This is a genomic window from Streptomyces coffeae, assembly GCF_016741875.1.
GTDB classification, from domain to species: Bacteria; Actinomycetota; Actinomycetes; order Streptomycetales; family Streptomycetaceae; genus Streptomyces; species Streptomyces coffeae.
The window spans coordinates 63,132-84,854 of record NZ_JAERRF010000032.1 but is presented as its reverse complement, the minus strand read 5'-3'; the positions used below and the strand labels follow the sequence as shown (position 1 = coordinate 84,854).

General features: G+C 69.6%; 16 protein-coding genes. 8 read left to right on the top strand and 8 right to left on the bottom strand.

The window, feature by feature from the left end; translation table 11 throughout:
- Window positions 1-63 precede the first annotated feature (63 nt).
- Entirely contained in the window at window positions 64-1,746 is a 1,683-nt protein-coding gene (locus JK363_RS35070) for an amidohydrolase (RefSeq protein ID WP_201881569.1), read from the bottom strand.
- Window positions 1,747-1,872: 126 nt separating this feature from the next.
- On the opposite strand from JK363_RS35070, the gene JK363_RS35065 reads away from it, so the two are divergent.
- Both JK363_RS35065 and JK363_RS35060 read left to right on the top strand, forming a co-directional pair.
- Window positions 1,873-2,568, top strand: a complete 696-nt coding sequence (locus tag JK363_RS35065; protein ID WP_201881567.1) for a TetR/AcrR family transcriptional regulator — start codon at window positions 1,873-1,875, stop codon at window positions 2,566-2,568.
- Between the two features lie 166 nt (window positions 2,569-2,734).
- Window positions 2,735-4,444, top strand: a complete 1,710-nt coding sequence (locus JK363_RS35060) for a flavin monoamine oxidase family protein (RefSeq protein WP_201881565.1) — start codon at window positions 2,735-2,737, stop codon at window positions 4,442-4,444.
- A 131-nt stretch (window positions 4,445-4,575) separates the two neighbouring features.
- Here the strand turns inward: JK363_RS35060 and JK363_RS35055 are convergent, their stop codons facing one another.
- Window positions 4,576-5,244, bottom strand: coding sequence for a GDSL-type esterase/lipase family protein (locus tag JK363_RS35055; RefSeq protein WP_201881561.1), 669 nt, complete (start codon window positions 5,242-5,244; stop codon window positions 4,576-4,578).
- A 395-nt stretch (window positions 5,245-5,639) separates the two neighbouring features.
- On the opposite strand from JK363_RS35055, the gene JK363_RS35050 reads away from it, so the two are divergent.
- The gene (locus JK363_RS35050) at window positions 5,640-6,527 is read left to right on the top strand and encodes a serine hydrolase (RefSeq protein ID WP_201881599.1); all 888 of its coding nucleotides are present in this window, start codon (window positions 5,640-5,642) and stop codon (window positions 6,525-6,527) included.
- Between the two features lie 112 nt (window positions 6,528-6,639).
- Here JK363_RS35050 and JK363_RS35045 read toward each other — a convergent pair whose 3' ends face one another.
- The 5 genes from JK363_RS35045 to gcvPA are packed head-to-tail and all read right to left on the bottom strand — an operon-like array spanning window position 6,640 to window position 12,312.
- Window positions 6,640-7,323, bottom strand: coding sequence for a GntR family transcriptional regulator (locus JK363_RS35045; protein WP_201881559.1), 684 nt, complete (start codon window positions 7,321-7,323; stop codon window positions 6,640-6,642).
- A 57-nt stretch (window positions 7,324-7,380) separates the two neighbouring features.
- Window positions 7,381-8,127 (bottom strand): SDR family NAD(P)-dependent oxidoreductase, encoded by a 747-nt coding sequence (locus JK363_RS35040; RefSeq protein WP_201881557.1) that lies wholly within the window; start codon window positions 8,125-8,127, stop codon window positions 7,381-7,383.
- A gap of 47 nt (window positions 8,128-8,174) precedes the next feature.
- A complete protein-coding gene (locus JK363_RS35035; protein WP_307821989.1) occupies window positions 8,175-9,338 on the bottom strand; it encodes an ATP-NAD kinase family protein in 1,164 nt (387 codons plus the stop codon).
- Window positions 9,335-10,933, bottom strand: coding sequence for an aminomethyl-transferring glycine dehydrogenase subunit GcvPB (gene gcvPB / locus JK363_RS35030; RefSeq protein WP_307821988.1), 1,599 nt, complete (start codon window positions 10,931-10,933; stop codon window positions 9,335-9,337). The genes JK363_RS35035 and gcvPB overlap by 4 nt, the downstream gene beginning before the upstream one ends.
- Window positions 10,930-12,312, bottom strand: a complete 1,383-nt coding sequence (gcvPA, locus tag JK363_RS35025; protein ID WP_201881553.1) for an aminomethyl-transferring glycine dehydrogenase subunit GcvPA — start codon at window positions 12,310-12,312, stop codon at window positions 10,930-10,932. Before gcvPA ends, gcvPB begins: the two co-directional genes overlap by 4 nt.
- 279 nt (window positions 12,313-12,591) lie before the next feature.
- Between gcvPA and JK363_RS35020 the strand changes: the two genes are divergently transcribed.
- The 5 genes from JK363_RS35020 (at window position 12,592) to JK363_RS35000 (ending at window position 19,368) form a co-directional block, all read left to right on the top strand.
- A complete protein-coding gene (locus JK363_RS35020; RefSeq protein ID WP_201881551.1) occupies window positions 12,592-14,493 on the top strand; it encodes a beta-galactosidase in 1,902 nt (633 codons plus the stop codon).
- A gap of 282 nt (window positions 14,494-14,775) precedes the next feature.
- Entirely contained in the window at window positions 14,776-16,053 is a 1,278-nt protein-coding gene (locus JK363_RS35015; protein WP_201881550.1) for an ABC transporter substrate-binding protein, read from the top strand.
- Window positions 16,050-16,940, top strand: coding sequence for a carbohydrate ABC transporter permease (locus tag JK363_RS35010; RefSeq protein ID WP_307821987.1), 891 nt, complete (start codon window positions 16,050-16,052; stop codon window positions 16,938-16,940). Before JK363_RS35015 ends, JK363_RS35010 begins: the two co-directional genes overlap by 4 nt.
- 8 nt (window positions 16,941-16,948) lie before the next feature.
- On the top strand, window positions 16,949-17,776 hold the full coding sequence (locus tag JK363_RS35005) for a carbohydrate ABC transporter permease (RefSeq protein ID WP_201881549.1): 828 nt from the start codon (window positions 16,949-16,951) through the stop codon (window positions 17,774-17,776).
- On the top strand, window positions 17,776-19,368 hold the full coding sequence (locus JK363_RS35000; protein ID WP_201881548.1) for an amylo-alpha-1,6-glucosidase: 1,593 nt from the start codon (window positions 17,776-17,778) through the stop codon (window positions 19,366-19,368). Before JK363_RS35005 ends, JK363_RS35000 begins: the two co-directional genes overlap by 1 nt.
- Window positions 19,369-19,392: 24 nt before the next feature.
- Here JK363_RS35000 and JK363_RS34995 read toward each other — a convergent pair whose 3' ends face one another.
- Complete coding sequence (locus JK363_RS34995) at window positions 19,393-21,723, bottom strand: TIM-barrel domain-containing protein (protein ID WP_201881542.1); 2,331 nt, start codon at window positions 21,721-21,723, stop codon at window positions 19,393-19,395.

The following is a 21,723-nucleotide window of genomic DNA, read 5'->3' as shown; positions in this document are numbered from 1 at the left end:
GCTCCTGCGGTGCCTGAGGGCATCGTCTACCTCCGTCTGGGGTGGGCTTGGTGAAGTGCGTGGTCAGTCGGTCGCGGTGAAGACGAGCTGCCCGTCGATGTAGGTACGGCTCACCTGGGTGTCGGCGATCTCCAGGGAGGGGTGCGCGAAGGGGTTGCGGTCGAGGACGGCGAGATCCGCGTACTTGCCCGCCTCGACGGTGCCGGTCACCTCGTCGAGGTGGTTCACCCAGGCGCTGCCCGCGGTGTAGGCGGTCAGCGCCTGGGTCAGGGTCAGAGCCTGCTCGGGGAAGAACGGGGCAGAGGGCTCCGGTGTCCCGGGCGCGTTCGGCGCCTCGACGGGTACGGCGCGATTGACGGCGACATGGATGCCCCACAGCGGGTTGGGGCTGCTCACCGACCAGTCGCTGCCGGCGACCAGCCGGGCTCCGGCGCGCTGCAGGTCCCCGAACGGGTATTGCAGGGCGGCGCGTTCGGGCCCGAGGAACGGGATCGTCAGCTCGTCCATCTGCGGTTCGTGCGCGGCCCACAGTGCCTGGATGTTCGCGGCGACGTCCAGGCTCGCGAAGCGTCCGATGTCGTCGGGGTGGACGACCTGGAGGTGGGCCATGTGGTGACGGTTGTCGTTGACGCCGTTGGCGGTGCGGGCCGCGGCGAGTGCGTCGAGGGCCTCGCGGACGGCGCGGTCCCCGAGCGCGTGGAAGTGGACCTGGAAGCCCGAGCGGTCGAGCGCGCACACCGCCTCGGTGAGCAGGCCGGGTTCGATGAAGCTCAGCCCGGAGTTGGCGGTGGGGCAGCCGCAGCCGTCGAGGTAGGGCTCAAGCATTCCGGCGGTGAAATTCTCGGCGATGCCGTCCTGCATGATCTTCACGCTGGTGGCGTTGAAGCGGCCCACCTGGCCGATGCGGCGGCGCTCCTCCAGTTCCGGAAGCTGTTCCAGGCCGCGTTCGCGGTCCCACCAGAGAGCACCGACGACGCGTGCGCGCAGCGAGCCCTCACGCGCCGCGCGCAGGTAGACGTCGAAGTTGTCGGGGTTGCCGGGGAAGACGCCGATCATGGCGTCCTGCCAGCCGGTCACCCCGAGGGAGAACAGGTGCTCCTGCGCGGCGAGCAGGCCGGCGTGTGCCTCGTCCGGCGTCGCGAGGGGCAGGTGCCGGCCGACCAGGTCCATGGCGCCCTCCTGAAGGGTGCCGGCCGGAGCGCCGTCCGGCTCCCGCTCGATTCGGCCGTCCGCCGGGTCGGGGGTGTGGCGGTCGATGCCCGAGAGCTCCAGTGCGCGGGTGTTGACCCAGGCGCCGTGGCCGTCCCGGTTGGTGAGCATGACGGGCCGGTCCGGCACCACCGCGTCGAGCATGCCGCGCGTCGGCATGCCACCGGGGAAGATGTCCATCGACCAGCCACCACCGCGGATCCAGGCCGCGTCCGGGTGGTCCTTGGCGTACTGGGCCACCACCGCCAGATAGCCGTCGGCGGAGCGCTGATCGCTCAGGTCGCAGCCGAGCATCTGGACCCCGGCCACCGCAGGGTGGACATGGGCGTCCTGGAACCCGGGGATGAGCAGGCCGCCCGCGAGGTCGACGACCTCCGTGGCCGCGTCCGCGAGCGACCGCACCGTGGTCGCGTCGTCGACGGCGAGGATCCGGCCGCCCCCTACGGCGACCGCGGCGTCCACCGGAGCCGGCCCGGTCCCGGTGAAGACCTGACCTCCCACGAAAACGGTGTCGGCCCGCTGGCTGGTGTTCACCATCAACGCATCCTCCGGCTCGGCGGGCGGACCCGCTGGCTTGTTGTTGTGGAGGAGTGAACGGCAGCGCAACACCGTTGTCAACGGTGTTGCGCTACCTCGATTTCCGATCGATACACTGGCCGCATCATGCCGAAATCACCCGCAACCCCCACCCGGAGCAAGCGCGCGGGCAGCCAGCTCACGCCCGACGCCATCATCGACGCGAGCCTGCGCATCGCGGCTCGCGGAAGCGAGGACGCCTTCACCGTCCGGCGCCTCGGCGAGGAGCTCGGCGCCGACCCGACCGCGGTCTACCGGCACTTCCGCGACAAGGACGAGCTGCTGCTGTCCGTTGCGGACCGCACGCTCGGCGAGGTGCTCGACAGCATCCCCGAGGGCCTCGACTGGAAGGGGCGCATTCGGGCGCTCGCCGCCGGCTCGCTGGAGGTCGCCCTCAGATATCCGGTGGTGGGCTCGACCATGGCCAGCCGGACCACCCGGCGGCCCAACGAGTTCCGGGTCGTCGAACTCATCCTCGGAGCCGTCATGGAGGCCGGGCTCCAGGGCGCCGAGGCCGCCGTCCACTACCGCATGGTCGGCGACTCGCTCCTCGCCTTCGTCGGCCAGCGCGCCGCCTACCTGCTGTTCGACGCGGACATCCGGGCGGCCGACGAGTCCGCCTGGAGCCGCGAGTACCGCCTGGTCGACGCCCAGACATTCCCGAACATCACCCACCTGAGCACCGAACTCGCCGAGGTGACGGACGAGCAGATCTTCCAGGTCAGGGTCGAGGCCCTGATCTCCGCGATCGAGAAGCGGGTCGAGACCCTGCGGGGGGCGTAGGCCACCGCAGCCGACACCACGCCCTTCGCCGGCTTCCCCAGCAATCGGCGCAACACCGTTGACAACGGTGTTGCGCCGACTGTTCACTCCCCCTCAGCCCGCGTGCCGCGCTCTTCGGATCGTCCGAGCGAAGAGCTGCCACCAGGATTCCGAGAAGAGGGATCACATGCAGGAAGCTGCCTCACCGTCCCACCCCGCCACCCTCGCCCCGCCCAGGTCGGTCGACCGATCCGGCATCCCCGATCCACTGCGCCTCGCCTTCTCGATGCACGCCGCAGCACGCCGCCGCCGTATGCCCGTCGCGGAGGTCGTCGGCGAGAGCATCGAGAACACGCGCCGGGAACAGGCGCGCCGCGCCGACGGACAGGCCGCCGAATCCGGCCGTACGATCAGCCGCCGCCGGATCCTCGGCGCCGCGGCCGCCACGGCCGCCGCTGCGGCGGCGCTGCCCGGCGGACTGCTCGCCCCGCAGCGGGCATCTGCGGCGACCGGACCGCGCATCGTGATCATCGGCGCGGGTCTCGCGGGACTCCGCTGCGCGCACCGGCTGTGGACCCAGGGCAGCCCGGTCGCCACCACCGTCTACGAGGCGAACACCACCCGCATCGGCGGCCGTTGCTGGTCCCTGCGCGGTTTCTTCGACGACGGCCTCGTCAGTGAGCACGGTGGGTCGTTCATCAGCTCGACCGACACCCCGATCCTCAACCTGGCGCGCGACCTCGGCCTCAGAACTGAGCGTGCGAACGGCGGCGAGCTGGGCGGCGGGGACTACGCCGCCTGGGTCAACAACACCTCCTACCCCGGAGTCCAGCAGCAGGACGACTGGGTCGCCGATGCGTACGACGCCTTCAGCGCCTCGTACGCCGCGGCCGGCACCGCGCGCTACAACAGCTACACCCCGGAGGCCCACCGCCTGGACCAGCTGTCCTGTCTGGACTACCTCGACGAGATCGGCCTGGCCTCCGACTCCCGGCTCGGCCAGGTGATCCAGGCCCTCCAGCTCCAGTCGGGCGGTGAGCCCGCCGAGGCTTCCGCGCTGGGGATGATCGGCTTCCTCGGTGGTTCGTCCGTCTTCGCCGGCGCGCGCGGCTTCGATGAGAAGTACCACCTCGTCGGCGGCAACGACCAGCTCGTCAGCGGGATGGCAGCACAGCTTCCGCCCGGAACCGTCCGCCAGGGATACGAACTGATCGCCCTGCGCCAAAACAGCGACAACACATACACCTGCACGTTCGACCACTCCGGCAGCACGGTCTCCGTTCCCGCCGACCATGTGGTGCTGGCCCTGCCGTTCAGCACCCTGCGGGCTGTCGATCTCTCCGGGGCGAACCTGTCCTCACGCAAGCTGACCGCCATCCAGCAGCAGGGAATGGGCCAGAACGCCAAGCTCGTGACCCAGCAGTCGAGGAAGACCTGGCCGCAGCTCGGCTACAACGGCGTCAGCAACACGGGCCCGCTCGGCTACCAGACGGCCTGGGACGGCTCGGTCGACCGCGGACCCAACGGATCGCCCTCGCTGCTGGTCAACTTCCCGGGCGGGAACACGGCCCGCGACACGCTCACGGGAGCCGCCCACGGCGCGGCCCCCGCCGCGGACGTGAACTGGTTCCTGTCCCAGATCGAGCACCTGTTCCCCGGCACCACGGCGGCCTTCAGCGGCAAGGCGTACGAGGACCACTGGTCGCGCGATCCTTGGTCCCAGGGCGCCTACCACTACTACAAGGTCGGCCAGTACACCTCGATCGCAGGCTGCGAAGGCCTACAGGAAGGCCGCATCCACTTCGCGGGCGAGCACACCGATGTCGACAACTCCACCCTGAATGCGGCCGTGGCCTCCGGCGAACGCGTCGCGACGGAGATCGCCGCCCAGATCTGACGATCAGTCGGCGCCTGCCATGAGGGAACACGCACACCGCGCGTTGAGCTTGATCACGGTGCCCCCGCGGGGCGGCCCGGCTGGTGAAGCTCCTCGCGATCGCCGGTGTCACGGGTGATCGCGAGCCCTGGTCACGCGACGAGGCGCAGCCAGGCCGCCGCGAGTGCGGCGTGACCGGCCGGCGTCGGATGTACGCCGTCCGCGGCCCAGTACTCCGGCCCGGTCGTCGCGGTGAGCCCGGCGAACATGCCGTCGGCGGCGAGCAGATGCGCGCCGTACGTGCGGGCGAGTGTGCGCACGACCTGGATCTTCGGGTCCAGGTCGGCGCGCCATTCCTTGCGCTCTTCCTCTCCGATGAGCGCGACACCGGCACCGGCCTCGACGACGCCGTGGATCGGCAGGAGGAACGGCTCGATGAGAATCAGCTTCGTGCCCGCCTCGGCGAGGGGTGCGAGCAGGCGGTCATAACCCGCCTCGAACTCCTCCACGGGGATCACGTACCCCTTCGGGTCCAGCGTGTGCCAGCCCATGTCGTTGACCCCGACGAGGATTGACACCACGTCCGGGCGGGCATCGAGTACGTCTGTCTGCCAGCGAGCTTCGAGGTCCATCACCTTGTCGCCCCCGTTCGCGGTGTTCAGCCAGGTCACGGGCCGGTCCGGGTGCCGGAGTCCCCACTCGCCCGCGACGCGCAGCGGGTAGCCGAACCCGAGACCGTCTTCGCTCTCCAGCCGTTGGCAGTCGGTGATCGAATCACCGGTGAACATCACGGTGCTTCCCGGTCGGACAGTGATCGTCATGTGCGCTCCTTGAACTCGGGTGAGGAGAGGAAAACGGAACCCCGGCGACATCGAACCGACCGTCCCCGATATGCCGCCGACACCGGACTGACAGCCCCCGATATGCCACCGACACCACGGCTCCGCCGCCCGAGCACCCATGGTCGAAGCGCCGACCAGCCAGGAAGGAGGTTTTACAGGTCTCAACCCCAGGAACTGGGCCTGTCTCGTTCGCACCGTGCCGGGTTACGGGGGTGTTGTGCCCATTGTGGAGTGATCTTGTAACCATCGGCCGCGTTCTTCTACCTCGCCTGCCGCTGACTCGTCATCCAGGGCGAGAGCACCGGGATGTCTTCGCAACGGAACGAAGGCCCCCGCGTGACGAACTGCACCACGAACGAATGGACAAGCACACCATGGGGCGACACCGACGAATATCCCAGCTTCCCCGTACCACCCTGGGGTCACGAGCGGCGCTGGCCGCAGGGGCACTCGTGCCGACGATCGCCTCTGTGGGGTCAGCTCACGCAGCTGCCCCGCAGGCGGCGATCTGCACCTCGGACAAGCCGGAACTCGCCGACAAGCTCTCCGAAGACATCAACTCCGCACTGGACGGCTCCGCCACCACGACGGCGATCAGCCTCCACGACCGCACCACGAACACCACCTGCACTCTCGATGCGGACCGGAAGTTCGACTCCGCGAGCACGGTCAAGGTGACCGTGCTCGCCGCGCTGCTGTGGGACGCGCAGAAGGACAATCGCGCCCTGACGCAGGAGGAGAAGGGTCGTGCCACCGCCATGATCACGAAGTCTGACAACGATGCCACCACCGCGCTGTGGAAGCAGCTCGGGGCGGACAAGATCAACGGGTTCTTGCAGGCCGCGGGCATGACCAACACCGCCCTCGACAGCGAGGGTCACTGGGGGCTCACCCAGATCACCGCCAACGATGAGGAAAAGCTCCTCCAGCTGGTGACCCACGCGAACCCGGTGCTCAGCGAGGACTCCCGCGCCTACATCCTGAAGCTGACCGGTGAGGTCATCCCCTCGCAGCGCTGGGGGACCCCGGCCGGTGCGCCGGGCGACGCACAGGTGCATGTGAAGAACGGCTGGCTGGAGCGGGCCACAAACGGCTGGCGTGTGCACAGCCTCGGCGCTTTCACCGGCGGCGGCCACGACTACACGATCACGGTGCTCTCGCAGGACAACGCCACGATGGACGACGGCATCACCAACATCGAGGCCATCGCCCGCGCGGTCCACAAGAACCTCAACGCGCCCGCGTCCAGCGCTCAGCCCTAGCGTGACTCTGTCAGGGATCTTGCAGTCTTAGAGGTCAGCCGCTGATGGCCCGCCAGGACTTCAACGGGGGGGGATCCCGTACTGGTGAAGCTCTGGAAGGCACACCCCGCGCTCAAGCCATGGGGTGGGTGCCCCGCTGCTCAGCCTTCCTGGCGTTGGCCTTCAGCCGTTCCAGGATCCGGTCGCGCCCGCTGAACCAGTTTTGCTCCAGCGCCTTCACCGCGGCCGGCACATCGCCCCGCAGCAGGCACTCCGCGATCTGCTCGTGCTCCTGCGCCGAGCGCTCCAGGATGTCCTCGTCGCCAACCACCACCCGCTCGTAACGGTGCATGGTCAGCTTGAGCGAGGTGACGAGGTCCATGAGCCGCTCGTTGCGGCAGCCGGAGAGGAGTAAGTCGTGCCAGGCGTCGTCGTAACGCTCGATCACCTCGTGCGGGGCGGCGGGTTCGGAGAAGGAGCGGGCCTCCTCCAACAGCCGCGGCGCGATGTCGGCGAGGTACTCCGGATCGGTGGATCGCAGGGCCAGGGACTCCAGCGTCACCACGATCTCCGTGAGGTCATGGAACTCCTGTGGGCTCATCGGCGTGAAGCTGAAGCCCTTGCCGCGCCGGCTGGTGATGACGCCCTCGCGCTCCAGCGTGATCAGCGCTTCGCGCAGCGGCGTACGGCTCACCCCCAACTCGGCCGCGAGCTGGATCTCGTTGATCGGCTCGTCGGGGGTGAACCCGCCGGCGGCGAGGCGTGCCAGAAGCTCCTCCTTGACCTGCTCGCGCAGCGGACGCCTATCGATCGCCATGGATGGTCGGCCCTTTCCTTCGGTCTGGTCCATTATCTGGGATGGCGCTGCGCCGGCTCACGCGGTACCGGCACCGTCCACGGCAATCACGGCGCCACTGACGAAGGCGGAGGCGTCGCTTGCCAGGAATGCCACGGTCTGGGCGATGTCGCGGGGCTGGCCTATCCGGCCCAGCGGGCGGTCGGCGGCCTCGGTGTAGAAGAGTTCGGCGCTCTCACCCAGCTGGCGGGCCTCGTCGGCGAGCATGCCCGTATGGGTGTCGCCGGGGCAGACACAGTTGACGCGGATGTTCGCCGGGCCGTGGTCGATGGCCATGGCGCGAGTCATGTTCACCACGGCGCCCTTGGAAGCGCAGTACGAGATCGCCCGGCCACCGCCCTTGATGCCCCAGCCGGATCCGGTGTTGACGATGCTGCCGCCGCCGGCCTCCATCATCAGTGGGATGACCAGCCGGCTCATCAGCATGATGGACTTGATGTTGACGGCCATCACCAGGTCCCAGTCGTCCTCGGTGATCTCCAGCACGGTGGAGCGCCGGATGATTCCGGCGTTGTTGAAGAGCACGTCGACGCCGCCGTGGCTCGCGGTCGCGGCCCGGACGACGGTCTCGCAGTCCGTGCTGCGGGAGACGTCGCAGCGGACGAAGGTGCCGCCGGTCTCCTTTGCGGCCTGCTCGCCGGCCTCCTGGTCGATATCGGCCAGGACGACTCGGGCGCCCAGGTCGGCGAGGACGCCGGCGGTAGCCCGGCCGATGCCGGAGGCGGCGCCGGTGACGATGGCGCGTTTACCGTCGAGGTTGATCATGTGTGTGTTCCTTTACGTGGTGTGGGTTCTTTACCAGAGCTGAGGTTCTAGCTGGTGAGGCGATACGGGGAGGTGCTGCCTCGGCCGGTGATCACCGGCAGGTAGCCGCCCAGTGCGGCGTTCAGAACCGGATCGCCGGTGTCGGCCAGCAGGGGACGGCCGCCGAGCGCGGCAAGCTTGGCTTCCGTGCACAGCACAAGCAGGCGGTCGCGTCCTGCGGCGCGCAGCAGGGCGGGGGAGATCTGCTGGTTGCCGCGGCCGAGCAGGAAGCCCTGGCCGCCGATGGGGGAGAGGGCGATGCAGGGCGGTGGGCCCTGGCGGATGAGTACCTCCAGGTCCGCGGTGGCGGCGTCGCGGGCCAGCACGGTCGCCGTGCCGTCCCGGAGTGCGATGGCGTTCACGCCTGTCAGCGCCACGTCGGCGCCCAGCGCGGCGGCCACGGCGTGGGTGGTGCTGCCGGGGCCGAGGATCAGTGGGGCGCCCGCGGGTATCAGGGCGGCCAGCTCGGCGGCGATTCCGCCGGTGGCGGCGGGGTCGGCGGCGGGAGCGCCGGACTTGCGCTGCTGGATCCGGGCGGGGAGGTCCGGCACGGTGAGCCAGCCGTACAGCCGCGCGGTCAGCTCCCCACGGCGCAACGCCTCCTCGTCCCGGTCCATGACCTCCGCCGCCCGCAGCCGCAGCCGCGCCTGCCCGCCGCCACCGGCCCAGGCCGCAGCGGTCTCGCCGGCGGCCCGGGGGGTGACGGCGAAGACGGCGGAGTGCATCTTGACGCCGGTCGGGATGCCCAGGGCAGGGAGCGGCCGGCCGTCCATAACGCGGTCCTGCCCCAGCCCGTCCAGCACATCGCGCGCCGTCCCGTCCCCACCGGCGAAGAGCACCAGCCCCACGCCCTCGGCACGCAGCGCCCGGACCGCGGCTACGGTGTCCTCGGGGCCGCTGTCCGGCCCCGGGGTGTACACCGTCCGCGTGCTCCACCCCGCTGCCTGTGCGGCGTGCGCCCCCATCTCCCCGCCGGCCGTGAGCAGTTCGCAGTCCGCGCCGCGGCCCCGCAGTTCAGCCAGCGCCGCCGCCGCGCGCTCGCCGGCCTGCGGGACGGCGCCCATCGCAAGCGCCCGGGCCTGTACGTCGCGGCCGTCGCTGCCCTTGAGGCCCACCCGGCCGCCGAGACCGGCGACCGGATTGACGACGAGGCCGATACGCGGGGGTGTCACGCGCCGAGGACCTTCCGCCGGTACGCCCGCCATGTCACGGCCCAGGTGGCGGGGTCCTCCAGGGAGTCCTCCTTGACCCGGTGGACGGTCGAGCGGTGCGGCGCGGTGCGTACGGTCTCCGGGTCCTCGTATGCCTCCCGGGCGACCTCGGCGAGGATCGCCGCGTACTCGTCCAGGTCTGCCCGGGAGTACGACTCCGTGGGCTCCAGCGTCATCGGCTCCGGCACGACGTACGGGTGGTGGCTGGTCCAGTAGTGGGTGCCGAAGTCCGCAGCCCGCAGCCCCAGGTCCTCGCTGTGCAGGCCGGTGTCGGCGTGCAGCTGTTCCCAGCTGTAGCGCGCCTGCTCCACCCGCGGGCGCCCGGCGGCGTAGGGCATGCTGACGCCGCGGATCTTCAGGACCTGGTGCATCAGGTAGTTGTTGTTGAGCACGGCGATCTCCGCCGCTTCACGCAGCCCTTCGGCACCCAGCGCCATGATCCAGGCGTAGGCCCGCACCAGGTTCGGCACCACCCCATAGAAGGGGCGCATCTTGCCAACCGAGTCGGGCCGGTCGTCGTCGAGGGTGTAGCGCGACCCGTCGTACGCGACCGTCGGCCGCGGCAGGAAGGGCGCCAGCTCCTCGGTCACCCCGCAGGCACCAGCCGCCGGGCCGCCACAGGCGTGCGGGGTGGAGAAGGTCTTGTGCAGGTTGAAGTGGCACAGGTCGAAGCCCGCGTCGCGGGCGCGGGTGATGCCGAGGATTCCGTTGGCGTTGGCCTGGTCGTAGGAGCAGAGCCCGCCGGCCTCGTGCACGATGCGGACGAACTCCTCGATCCGCGGATTGTAGATGCCGGTGTCCTCGGGGTTGGTGATCAGCAGGGCCGCGGTGCGGGGGCCGACGGCTGCCTTGAGCGCCTCGATGTCGGGGTAGCCGTCGGCGTCCGGGTGGAGGGTGATCACTTTGAAGCCGGCGGTCTTGGCGCAGGCGGCGTTGGAGGGGTGGGAGAAGATGGTGGTGATGATCTCGTCGCGCTCCGGATCGCCCTTGGCAGCGAAGTAGGCGCGGATCATGGCCACGTTGGTATAGATGGCGGCGGAGCCGGCGCCGGGCTGAAGAGTGACGCGGTCCATGCCGGAGATCTCCGCGAGCAGCCCCTCGAGGCGGTGGACGATCTCCAGGACGCCCTGCACGGTGTCCTCGTGCTGGCGCGGGTGCAGTTCGGCGATCCGCGGGTCGCGGACGAACTGGTCGTTGACCTTGGGGCTGTACTTCATGGTGCAGGTGCCCTGACCGACGTCGATGTTGAGGTCGGCGCCCAGGTTCTCCTGCGATAGCCGCAGGTAGTGGCGCAGCACCTGGTTCTGGGACAGCTCGGGCAAGGCGGGGGGAACGGTGCGGCGCAGCGCCGTGGGCAGGGCGGCGGCCGGGTCGCCGACCTCGGCGGCGACTTGCGGGTCGGGGGCCGGGATCAGGACGCCGCGCTCGCCGGGGGAGCCCAGCTCGAAGATCAGCTTCTCGTCCCAGCGAGCCTGGTGGAAGCGGCGCAGCCGCGGCTTGACGGCGATCCGGGCGTCCTTGGGCGAGACGGGGACGGACGGGCGGGCGGCACTCACTGGGCGATCTCCTTCAGGGTGTCGGCGAGCCGGTCGATGTCGGTCCGGGTGTGCACTTCGGTGACGCAGAACAGCAACGCGCGGCTGTCGGCCAGCGGCGTACCGCCGAGGATGCCGCGGCGCAGCAGCTCCTCCGAGACGCGCTCGGCGGTCAGGCTGCCGGTGAGACGGATCGGGAAGTCAGCGAAGTGGACGGCGTCCGGGTCCGGTACCTCGATGCCGGGGACGTCCGCCAGCCGTCCGCGCGCGTAGGCGGTGTTGGCGAGGATCGTCTCGCCGATCTCGCGCATGCCCTGCGGGCCCATCAGGGACAGGTAGACGCCGGCGGCGATGCCGTGCAGCGCGGCGGCGGTGCCCACCCACTCCTTGCCCTCCTCGCGGATCGCGAAGGAGGTACGGCCGTAGGCCACGTCGCCGAAGCCGAACTCACCTTCTACGGCGGTCGGGACCAGGCCGAACAGCCGCGAGGGGTACTCGGCGACCAGGTCCTCGTCGTCCCGGGTGGCGATGAAGCCGGCGTTGCCGCCGCCGAAGCTCATGTGGATGCCCAGCGGTTGGATGTCACCGCAGGTGATGTCGGCGCCGTACGCGGAAGGCGGGGCGAGGACACCGAGGGAGAGCGGGTTGCAGCCGACGACGTACAGCGCGTCGGCGGCGTGGGCGATCTCGCCCAGTTGCGCGAGCGCGGGGTCGATGAGGCCGGTGTACGAGGGGGATTCCGCGTACAGCGCCGCGACGTCGCCGCCGTCCAGGCCCTCGCGTACCGCCGCGAGGTCGGCTCGGCCGGTGGCGGGGTCGACGGGGACGACGACCAGCTCGTGGCCCGGGCGTACGTAGTCGGCGACCTTGGAGAGCTTGTCCGGGTCGATGGCGGTGGCTACCACCAGCCGGGTGAGGCCGGTGGCGCGGGCGGCCATCCGCAGGGCGGTGGCGGTGGCCTGGAAGCCGTCGTAGACGGGGACGTTGACGACATCCGTCTCCAGCAGCTCGGCCATCAGCGACTGGTACTCCCACAGGGCCTGGAAGCGGCCGTGGTCCTCGTAGGGCTCGCCGGCGTAGGCGGTGAGGAACTCGCTGCGGTTGACCACCTCGTCGACGACGGCCGGTACGTGGTGCTGGTAGCAGCCGGCGCCGAGGAAGCTCAGCAGCTGCCGGGTTGAGGTGTTGCGGCTCAGCAACCCCTCGACATGGCGGGTCAGTTCCGCTTCCGAATGCAGGGGGACGGGCAGGTCGAGTGGGCGCTTGAGCCGGATGGCGTCGGGGATGTCGGCGTAGAAGTCCTCCACGTCCGCCGCACCGATCGCGTCGAGCATCGACTTCCGTACGGTCGGCACCGAGTTGGGTATATAGGGGTGGATATAGGGCCTTCGCTCCGCCATCCTTGCCTCTCTCGCTTCCTGAGTGCTGGGACTGTCAGTTGTGCCGGCGACTCCCGGCGCGCCGCTCCGGCGGTGCTCGCCGCGCGATGCCGGTCCGCCGCTCCGAAAGCTCTTCCGCTCCCACCTCTTGACGAACGAATCTGTCATTCAGTGTTCTGTATACAGGATTAGCAATGCAGGCTTCTGGAGGCAAGGGTGGCAACCAGACCCACTCGGCGAGCTTTGCTGCCCGGCTGCGCCACGGGCGGTACCGGCGGGATGACGGACCGCCTCACTCGCGTGCCAGGCTTGCTTTTCGGCGGCGACTACAACCCCGAGCAGTGGCCGGAGGAGGTGTGGGACGAGGACGTCCGGCTGATGTCAGAAGCCGGGGTGAACCTCGTGACGGTCGCGGTCTTTGCGTGGTCGCGGCTGGAGCCGGCGCCCGGCGTCCACGACTTCGGCTGGCTCGACCGGATCATGGATCTCCTCCACGAGCACGGCATCGCCGCCGACCTGGCGACGGGCACCGCCACCCCGCCCCCGTGGCTGGTCCGCGAACACCCGGAGATCCGGCCCGTCGACGCCGGCGGCACCGTCCTCGAGTTCGGCTCGCGCCAGGGTTACTGCCCATCGTCGCCGGTGTTCCGGACCAGCACCGTGCGCCTGGCCGGAGCGATCGCTCAACGCTACAAGGAGCACCCGGCGCTGGCGATGTGGCACATCTCCAACGAGTACGCCGACCACACCGTCGAGTGCTTCTGCGCGGAGTCGGCCCGCCACTTCCGCCGCTGGCTCGTCGGGCGCTACCAGACGATCGAGGGCCTGAACACAGCCTGGGGTACCTCATGCTGGGGCCAGCACTACACAGACTTCGGCCAGGTCGAGCCGCCGCGCCGGGCACCTGGCCCGGTCAATCCGGCCCAGCTGCTCGACTGGCGCCGCTTTTCGAGCGACGCCCTGCTGGAGTGCTTCGAAGCCGAGAAAGCGGTGCTGCGCGAGGTAACCCCGGACATCCCGGTGACCACCAACTTCATGAGTGTCCTGTACCACCTGGACTACTGGAAGTGGGCACAGGCCGAGGACTTCGTCAGCGACGACGCCTATCCCGACCCCGCCGACCCCGAATCCCCCATCACGATTGCCCTCAGCTACGACCTGATGCGCTCGCTCAAACAGCAGCCATGGCTCCTGCTCGAATCGGCGCCGAGCGCGGTCAGCTGGCGCGAGGTCAACGTTCCCAAGGCGCCCGGAGTCATGCGGCTGCACAGCCTCCAGGCCCTGGCCCATGGCTCGGACGGCGTCATGTTCTTCCAGTGGCGCCAGGCGAAGTACGGTCCGGAGAAGTTCCACTCGGCCCTGCTCCCTCACGGCGGCACCGACACCCGCCAGTGGCGCGAGACCCTCGCCCTCGGCGCCGAGCTGAAAAAGCTCGCCTCCGTCGCCGGAACCGGGACCCGTGCCGACGTCGCACTGGTCCTTGACTGGCCGAGCTGGTGGGGCCTGGAAGCCCCCGAGTCGATGCCATCCGGCCGGCTGAAACTGAAGGACATGCTGCTCGCCTGGTACGCCCCGCTGCGGCGGCGTGGCCTGGACGTCGACCTGGCACCTGCCGACCGCGACCTGTCTTCCTACCGGGTCGTCATCGTCCCCAACCTGTACCTCTGCACGGCGGAGTACGCCGCCGCCCTCGCCGGCTATGGCGGCCATCTGATCGTCGGCCCGTTCAGCGGGGTCGTCGACGCCGCCGAACAGGTTCACGACGGCGGAGCGCCTGGCCCGCTCCGCGGCCTCCTCGGCGTCCGGGTCGAGGAACCCTGGCCGATCCCCGACGGCATCACCCAGGCGCTCGACGACGGCACCCAAGCCACCCTCTGGTCGGAGTGGATCACCTTGGACGGCGCACAGCCACTGGTCCGCTATGCCGGTGGCCCGCTCGACGGCCGACCCGCCGTGACCCGCCACGGCAGAGCGACCTACGTCAGCTGCCTGCCCACCGACACGTCCCCGATCCTCGAACGCGTCCTCACCGAGGCCGGGCTCCCCACCGGACTCCTGCCCGAAGGCGTCGAGATGTGCCGTCGCGACGGCCACCTGTTCCTGCTCAACCACGGCCACCGGGCCCAGACGGTCGACACCCCGCAAGGGGCGGTGGAACTGGCGGCCAACGACGCCGTCGTCCTCAAGCTGGGAGAGCCGTGACCCACCCCGAAATCCCGAACGCGGATCCGGCGATCCGACCCGCGATGCTCGCCACGATCGGCGCGCCGGACATCGCCGGATTCTACGCCGACATCCCCACCGTCCTCCGCCTCGACCGACAGGGCTCCCTCGCGAACACGGGAGCCGCCTGGGGCCAGAAGGCGGCAGCAACGCCCTTTCGTCCCGCACCTCCAAGACCACGCTCAACAGCACGACCCGCGCGCCGGTAACCGGCCACGCCGCCGACGGCCGCGGGCTCGCCCAACCTCAGAGGAACCCACATTGAGATATAAGGTCACGGCCGTCCTGGCCCTCAGCCTCTCCGCCGTCCTCACCGCCTGCTCCGGATCCGGCAGTACCGGTACCAGCGGCTCCGGCAAGGTCACCATCCGCTGGTCCACCTGGGGAACGGCGGACGACATCAAGGTCTACGACGGCTTCGAGAAGGACTTCGAAGAGCGTCACCCCGACATCGACCTCAAGCTCGAGCCTGTCGCCGAGTACGAGGACTACCACCCCAAGCTCCTCACTCAGCTGACCTCCAAGACCGCACCCGACGTCTTCTACGTCGGCGACGACAACATCGGGAAGTTCGTGTCCTCCGGTGTCCTCAAGCCCCTGGACGCCGACCTCGCCGGCCCTGCCTCCAAGTCCAAGCCGGCGGACTTCTTCGAAGGCATCTACGGCGGAGCAAAGAAGGACGCCGTGACCTACGGCATGCCCAACGACACCAATCCTGAGGTCCTGTGGTTCGACAAGAAGGCCCTGGCTGCTGCCGGAATCACCGAGAACCCCGCCGACCTGTACGCCTCCGGCAAGTGGACCATGGCCAAGTACCTCGACATGAACGCCAAGCTGAAGGCCGCGGGCAAGGCCGGTTCCCTCTTCTGGAACTGGTACGGCTCCACCTACAGCGTCATCAACGGTTTCGGCGGCAAGGTCTGGGACGGTGGGAAGTTCGTCGCCACCACCAACCCCAAGTCCCGGCGGGCGCTCCAAACCCTGGCCGACGGCTACCAGGACAAGACCTTCCTGTCCGCCGATGAGCTGCCTGAGAGCAATGGACCCGAAACCCAGTTCATCCGGCATCAGGCCGGCTTCTACGCCGGTGGCCGATGGGTGATCGACAACATCAAGAAGGGCGGCGACCTCGACAACTACGACATAGTGCCGTTCCCGTCGCAGGACGGCAAGCCGATGCGGGGCGCCGTCGCCGCCTCGTACCTGGCCATCAACAAGGACACCGCGCACCCGAAGGAGGCGTTCACCTTCCTCACCGAGTTCGTGAGCAAGGAAGGCCAGAAGATCCGCCTCAAGGGGGGCAGCGCGGTCCCGTCGGTCAAGGGCGCCGAGAGCATTGTGCTCGACGGCTACCCCAAGCACGCGCAGACCTTCCTCGATGTCCGCGACACCGGCTTCGCCAACTATCCCGACGAGGTCGCCGTGCCGGGGCTGACCGCTTCCATCAACGAGCAGCTCCTCAAGGTCTGGACCGGCAAGGTCGCCTTCGGCAAGGGGCTGACCGACCTCCAGGCGCTGGTCGACAAGGAGATTCGGTGAGCACACCCGCCATACGGCGGAAAGACGGCTGGTGGGCGGCTTTCTTCCTCGCCCCCCAGCTCTCCTTCCTCCTCGTCTTCCTCGTCGGGCCTCTGTTCTTCGCACTCGGCCTGGCGTTCATGAAATGGGACGGCCTGGGTGCGAAGTCCTGGATCGGCTTCGACAACTTCTCCCGGCTCCTGCACGACGGGGACTTCGGCCGTTCGGTGTTCAACACCATGATGCTCGCCGTGCTGACCGTGCCGGTCGGCCTGCTCATCGCGCTGCTGCTGGCCCTCACACTGCAAGCGATCAAGGGACGCACGGTCTACCGGGTGGTCTACTTCCTGCCCGTCGTGACCAGTTCGGTGGCCGTCGGCGTCATCTGGCAGGTCATCCTGGCATCCGGCGGAACCGGCGTGCTCAACGGCACCATCCAGAATCTGTTCGGCATCACCCCGCCGGATTGGCTGATGAGCACGGAGTGGGTGATCGTCGCCATCGCGGTTGTGACGATCTGGTCGTCGCTGGGCCTCAACGTGGTCATCTTCCTTGCGGGGCTGTCGACCATACCGCCGAATGTCCTGGAGGCCGCCCGCATCGACGGCGCGGGCCCCTGGCGTATGTTCCGCAGCATCTACGTGCCGATGCTCTCTCCCACCATCTTCTTCTGCACGGTCGTCTCGGTGATCAGCTCGTTCCAGGCGTTCGACCAGATCTACGTCCTGGTCAACCCGGCCCACAACGAAGGTGCGCGGACCATCGTCTACCACGTCTACGAGCAGGGGTTCCGCAAGTTCGAGTTCGGCCTGTCCAGCGCCGCCGCGCTCATCCTGCTCGTGCTGACACTGCTCGTCACACTCGTACAGTTCGCCGCGCAGAAGCGCTTGGTCCAATACGACAGCTGAGGCCCATCATGACAATCAACTGGAGGCAGGCCTCGCTGCACGCCGCTCTGATACTCGGCGGGCTGGTCATGGTCTTCCCGTTCCTGTGGATGTTGTCGACCTCGTTCAAGGGTGTCCAGCAGGTCATCCAGAGCCCGCTGGACTGGCTCCCGCATCCGTGGCGCCCCGCCAACTACGCGGACGTCGTCGAAGACGTACCGATCGGCAGGGCGTACTGGAACAGCCTGTACATCGCGGGTGTGACGGTCGCACTGACTCTGTTCACCTCGGCGATGGCCGCCTACGCCTTCGCAAGGATCACGTTCCGCGGCTCGGGGCTGTTGTTCGGGCTGTTCCTCGCCACCCAGATGGTGCCGCCGCAAGTCGTCGTAGTGCCGCTGTACCTGCTGCTTGCCGAGCTGCACCTCGTGGACTCGCACACCGCGCTGATCCTGCCGGCCGTCGCCAACCCGTTCGCCGTGTTCCTGCTGCGCCAGTTCATCCGGGCGGTGCCCGTCGAACTGGAGGAAGCCGCACGCATCGACGGGGCCGGCCGCTGGACGATCTTCTGGCGGATCATCCTGCCGAACATCCGGCCAGGTCTGTGGACGCTTGGGATCATCGTGTTCCTCGCCAGCTGGAACTCTTTCCTGTTCCCGCTGATCTTCCTGAACAGCACCGAGCTGTTCACCGTGCCGCTGCTGCTCAGCTCGTTCTCCGGCCAGCACGGCGCGGTCGACTACGGACTCACCATGGCCCTGTCGACCATCTCCGTGGTGCCGATGCTCATTGCTTTCCTCATCGGCCAGCGCAAGATCCTCAACAGCATGGCCCTGTCGGGCCTCGGAGGTCGCTGATGCTCACCCTCGACCTCGTCGAACGCCCTTTCACCGACCGTGGCTCCCGCCTGCTGGTGATGGCCCGCTCGGACGGTCTGTGGATCGCCCGCGCCGCATACGAAACCGAGCTCGCCGAGACCACCGTGCTGACCGGCCTGCGGATCCACGGCTCCTCGGGCGAGGAGCTGCCTGTCACCGCGGCCTCGCCCACCGAGGTGACCTTCGCCGGCGGCGTCTCCCTGATGTTCGCCGATCCCGACACGTTGGTCCTGGCAGGATCAGACGCGCGGGCCACGTGGACGACCGCCGTAGGCGAGTCCTGCGCGCTCGATCTGGACGGCTGCCATGTCCTGATCGGCCCAGCAGGGGGGAGCTGGTTGGAGGCCGAGGTGCGATCCGCCGCGGAGGAGCGCTGGCGTCTCTGGGCCGATCGCCTTCCGCCGGTCCGTGCCGACCTGCGCGAACGCGCTCTGATGGCCTGGTGGACCCTGCACGTCAACCTGCTGTCCATCGACGGCAGTGAGGGAGTCGTGCCGTCGAAATACGGCTATGTCGGCCTGTGGAACTGGGACTCGGTCTTCCACGCCCTAGCTCTGCGACACGCCGATCCGGACCTTGCCCGTGCCCAGCTCGATGCCTTCCTCAATCATCAGCTGCCGGACGGACAGCTCCCCGATGTTGTCCACGACCGGGGCGTCCTCGCCGAGACCAGCGACCTGCCACGCTCCGATCATGAACGTCTTGCCCAGCACGTCGGCTCAGCGCGCGGCGCCGGCCTACCGACCGCACCCCTCCCCGTCCCCGTCACCAAGCCGCCGCTCATGGCATGGGCCGTGTGGAAGATTCACCAGGTCTCCCCGGACCGCGCCTATCTGGCCCGGGTCTACCCGAAGTTGGTCGCCGCCCAGCGCTGGTGGTTCACCGGCTCCGACCCCGACGGGGACGGCCTCCCCGAATACCTCCACCCCTACTCCTCCGGCCTGGACGACAGCCCCGTCTGGGACTTCGGCTCGTCGGGAGCCCTGCCGTGCCTGGCGTCCTACCTCGTCGTCCAGTACCACTGCCTGGCCGAGATCGCTCTTGCACTCGACTTCGCCGACCAGGCTGCCGTGTGGCGTGCCGAGGCCACTGACCTGCTCGCCCGCTTCATCCGGCTCCGCTGGTCCGGTACCCGCTTCACGACCGTCGTCGGCGGACGGCCCGTTCCGGTCCGCACCCCCATGGAGCTGATGCCCCTGTTCACCGGGCGGCTGCCCGCGGAGATAGCCCAGCGCCTGCACGCGGACCTGCTCTCACCGGAGTTCTGGGCAGACCGCCCCGTGCCCACCGTCGCCTTCACCGACCCGGCGTTCGAGCCCGAAGCGATGTGGCGCGGACCCGTCTGGCTGAACGTCAACTACCTCCTGATTGAGGGCTTGAGCCGATCCGGCTTTCCCGAGGCAGCGGCCGACCTGCGCGAACGGACCCTGTCGATGGTCCGCGATGGCGGCGGTCTCTACGAGTACTGGAACCCTCTGACCGGCCGCCGTGCGGGCCGCGCCACGCCCGGATTCGGCTGGTCCTCCGCCCTCTTCGTCGATCTGGCCTGCTCCGCCGAGGCCGCGCCATGAAGGCCCCGCTTCGGGGAGGGGGCCTCACAGGTCGAGGCGGTCGGTGGACGTCACGGCTGCGGGGACGCCGTTCAGGTCGGCGGTCGGGGGTGGGCCGGGATGGCCGAGGACGGCGATGCGGAGGCGGGGGCCGGCGGTGGTGGTGAGGGTGAGGTGGCCGTCGGTGAGGCGGGCGGTGAGGGGGGTGTGGGTGGCGTCGGTGTCGTGAAGGGTGGCGTGTGCGGTGTCCAGGGGGCGTACCCAGGTGGCGGTGATGTCCTCGAAAGGGGTGGAGCCGGCCCGGTCGGCGGGGGTGGTGGTGAGCAACAGGCTGCCGGCCCGCAGCCACAGCGGGCAGGTGGACAGGGGCAGTTCGACGCAGTGCCAGGCGGGACCGGTACGGGGTGCGCCGCCGGTGTACGGCAGCCACTCGCCGGGCGGGAACCAGACCTGGCGCCGCCCGCCCGGCGCGTAGAGCGGGGCGACCAGCAGGTCGGGGCCGAGCAGGTACTGCAGGTCGGCGGTGTGGGCGTCGGGGCGGTCCGGGTGGTCGTAGGGCATTGGGCGGGCGAGCGGCTCGCCGGTGCGGACGGCGTCTGCGGCGGCGGCGTACACATACGGGAGCAGGCTCATGCGCAGTCGGGCCGCGTGCAGGACGGCCGCGTACGCGCTCTCGCCGAACTCCCAGGGCAGCCGGGAGGTGATCCCGTGGAACCGGCTGAGCGGTGACAGCAGTCCGAACTGCGCCCAGCGGACGAAGAGTTCGGGGGACGGGGTGCCGTGGAAGCCGCCGATGTCGTGGCTCCAGAACGGGTGGCCGGAAAGCGACAGGGACAGCCCGGCGCGCAGGGTGGCGGCGAGGTCCGGCCAGTCGGAGTCGGGGTCGCCGGTCCATTTGGCGCCGTGCCGCTGACCACCGGTCCACGATGAGCGGCCCCAGGTCAGGCCGGAGCCGCCGGTGACCTCACGGGTGGCGTCCGCGACCAGGTCGTTGTAGAGCAGCGGATAGAGGTTGTGCAGGCGGTCCCCGGTCATACCGTTGTGGGCGACCGCGTCGGCGGGAATCGCTTCGCCGAAGTCGGTCTTGAGGACGGCGGCGCCGCTCGCCAGCGCCTCGCGCACCCGGCCGGTGAACCAGGCGGCGGCCCCGGGATGGGTGAGGTCCAGCAGAGCGCACGGGGGGTGGTATCCGCCGCCCCACACCTGGTCCACCCAGGTGTCGCCCGCGGCGGTGCGCAGGAACCAGCCGGCCCGCTCGACCTCGGCGTAGTACGGGCTGCCGGTCCCGATGTAGGGGTTCATCCACAGCGAGACCCTGAAACCCTGCCGGGCCAGATCCTGGTGGAGCAGGCCCGGGTCGGGGAAGGACCCGGTGTCCCACCGCATATCGGACCAGGAGCCGTTCGGCTGCCAGTACGCGTCGATGTGCAGGACGTCGCAGGGGAAGCCGCGGTCACGGATCCGCCGGGCCCGCTCGCGTACCGCGTCGGCGCTGTCCGGTTGGAATCCGCCGGAGATCCATGGCCCGAAGGCCCACTTGGGCGGGCACAGGGCAGGGCCGGTCAGGTCGCGGTAGGCGGCCAGACAACGGCCGGGGTCGCCGGTGATCAGGTAGAGGTCGAGCACCTCGTCGGGGACCGTCACCGACCAGGCGGCGGTGCTGGTGTGCGCGAGGTCGAAGGCGGCGGCCGTGGTGGTGTCGACGAGCAGGGCGTAGCCCCGGCTGGACAGCAGGTACGGGACCGCCGCGTAGGAGCGGGTGCCGGTGCAGCCCATGGCGTCCTGGATCCAGCAGTCGATCCGCTGCCCGCGCAGGTCCAGGCCGGTGAAACGTTCGCCGAGACCGTAGAAGTGCTCGTCGGGGTCGGCGGACCAGCTTGCGTGGTGGGCGAGGCGGCCGTCGGCCAGTGGGGTGACGCCCAGAGGCAGCGCTGCGGGGGCGCTGCTGGACCCGGTGGTGTACGGCGCCTGACGCAGCAGTACTTCGCCCTCGGCGTCAAGCAGGTCGACGGCGAAGGGCGCGTACCGGATGCGCACCCCGAGGGCGGCGGCGCGCAGCACCAGCCCGTGCTCCGACCATGTCACACCGCACCGCACACCGGCCCGGTCCGGCTCGTGTACGAGCGCCGTCCGCGGTCCGGCCGACACGTCCGCCATCCGCAGGGTGACCCGCATCAGGTTCCCGTCCCCGATCCGCACCCGCAGCTCACCGGCGCGGCCGGCGGCAGTCCGTACGGTCAGCGCCGCCCCGTTCCCGTGGATCCGTGTCACGGAGCCGGTCACGACCGGGTCGGTCGCGCCCGGGTACGCCGGGGTCAGCGGCGGTGGCGGCGCGATGAAGGGGAAGCGGTCGCGAGGGTGCAGGGAGGAGGCCAT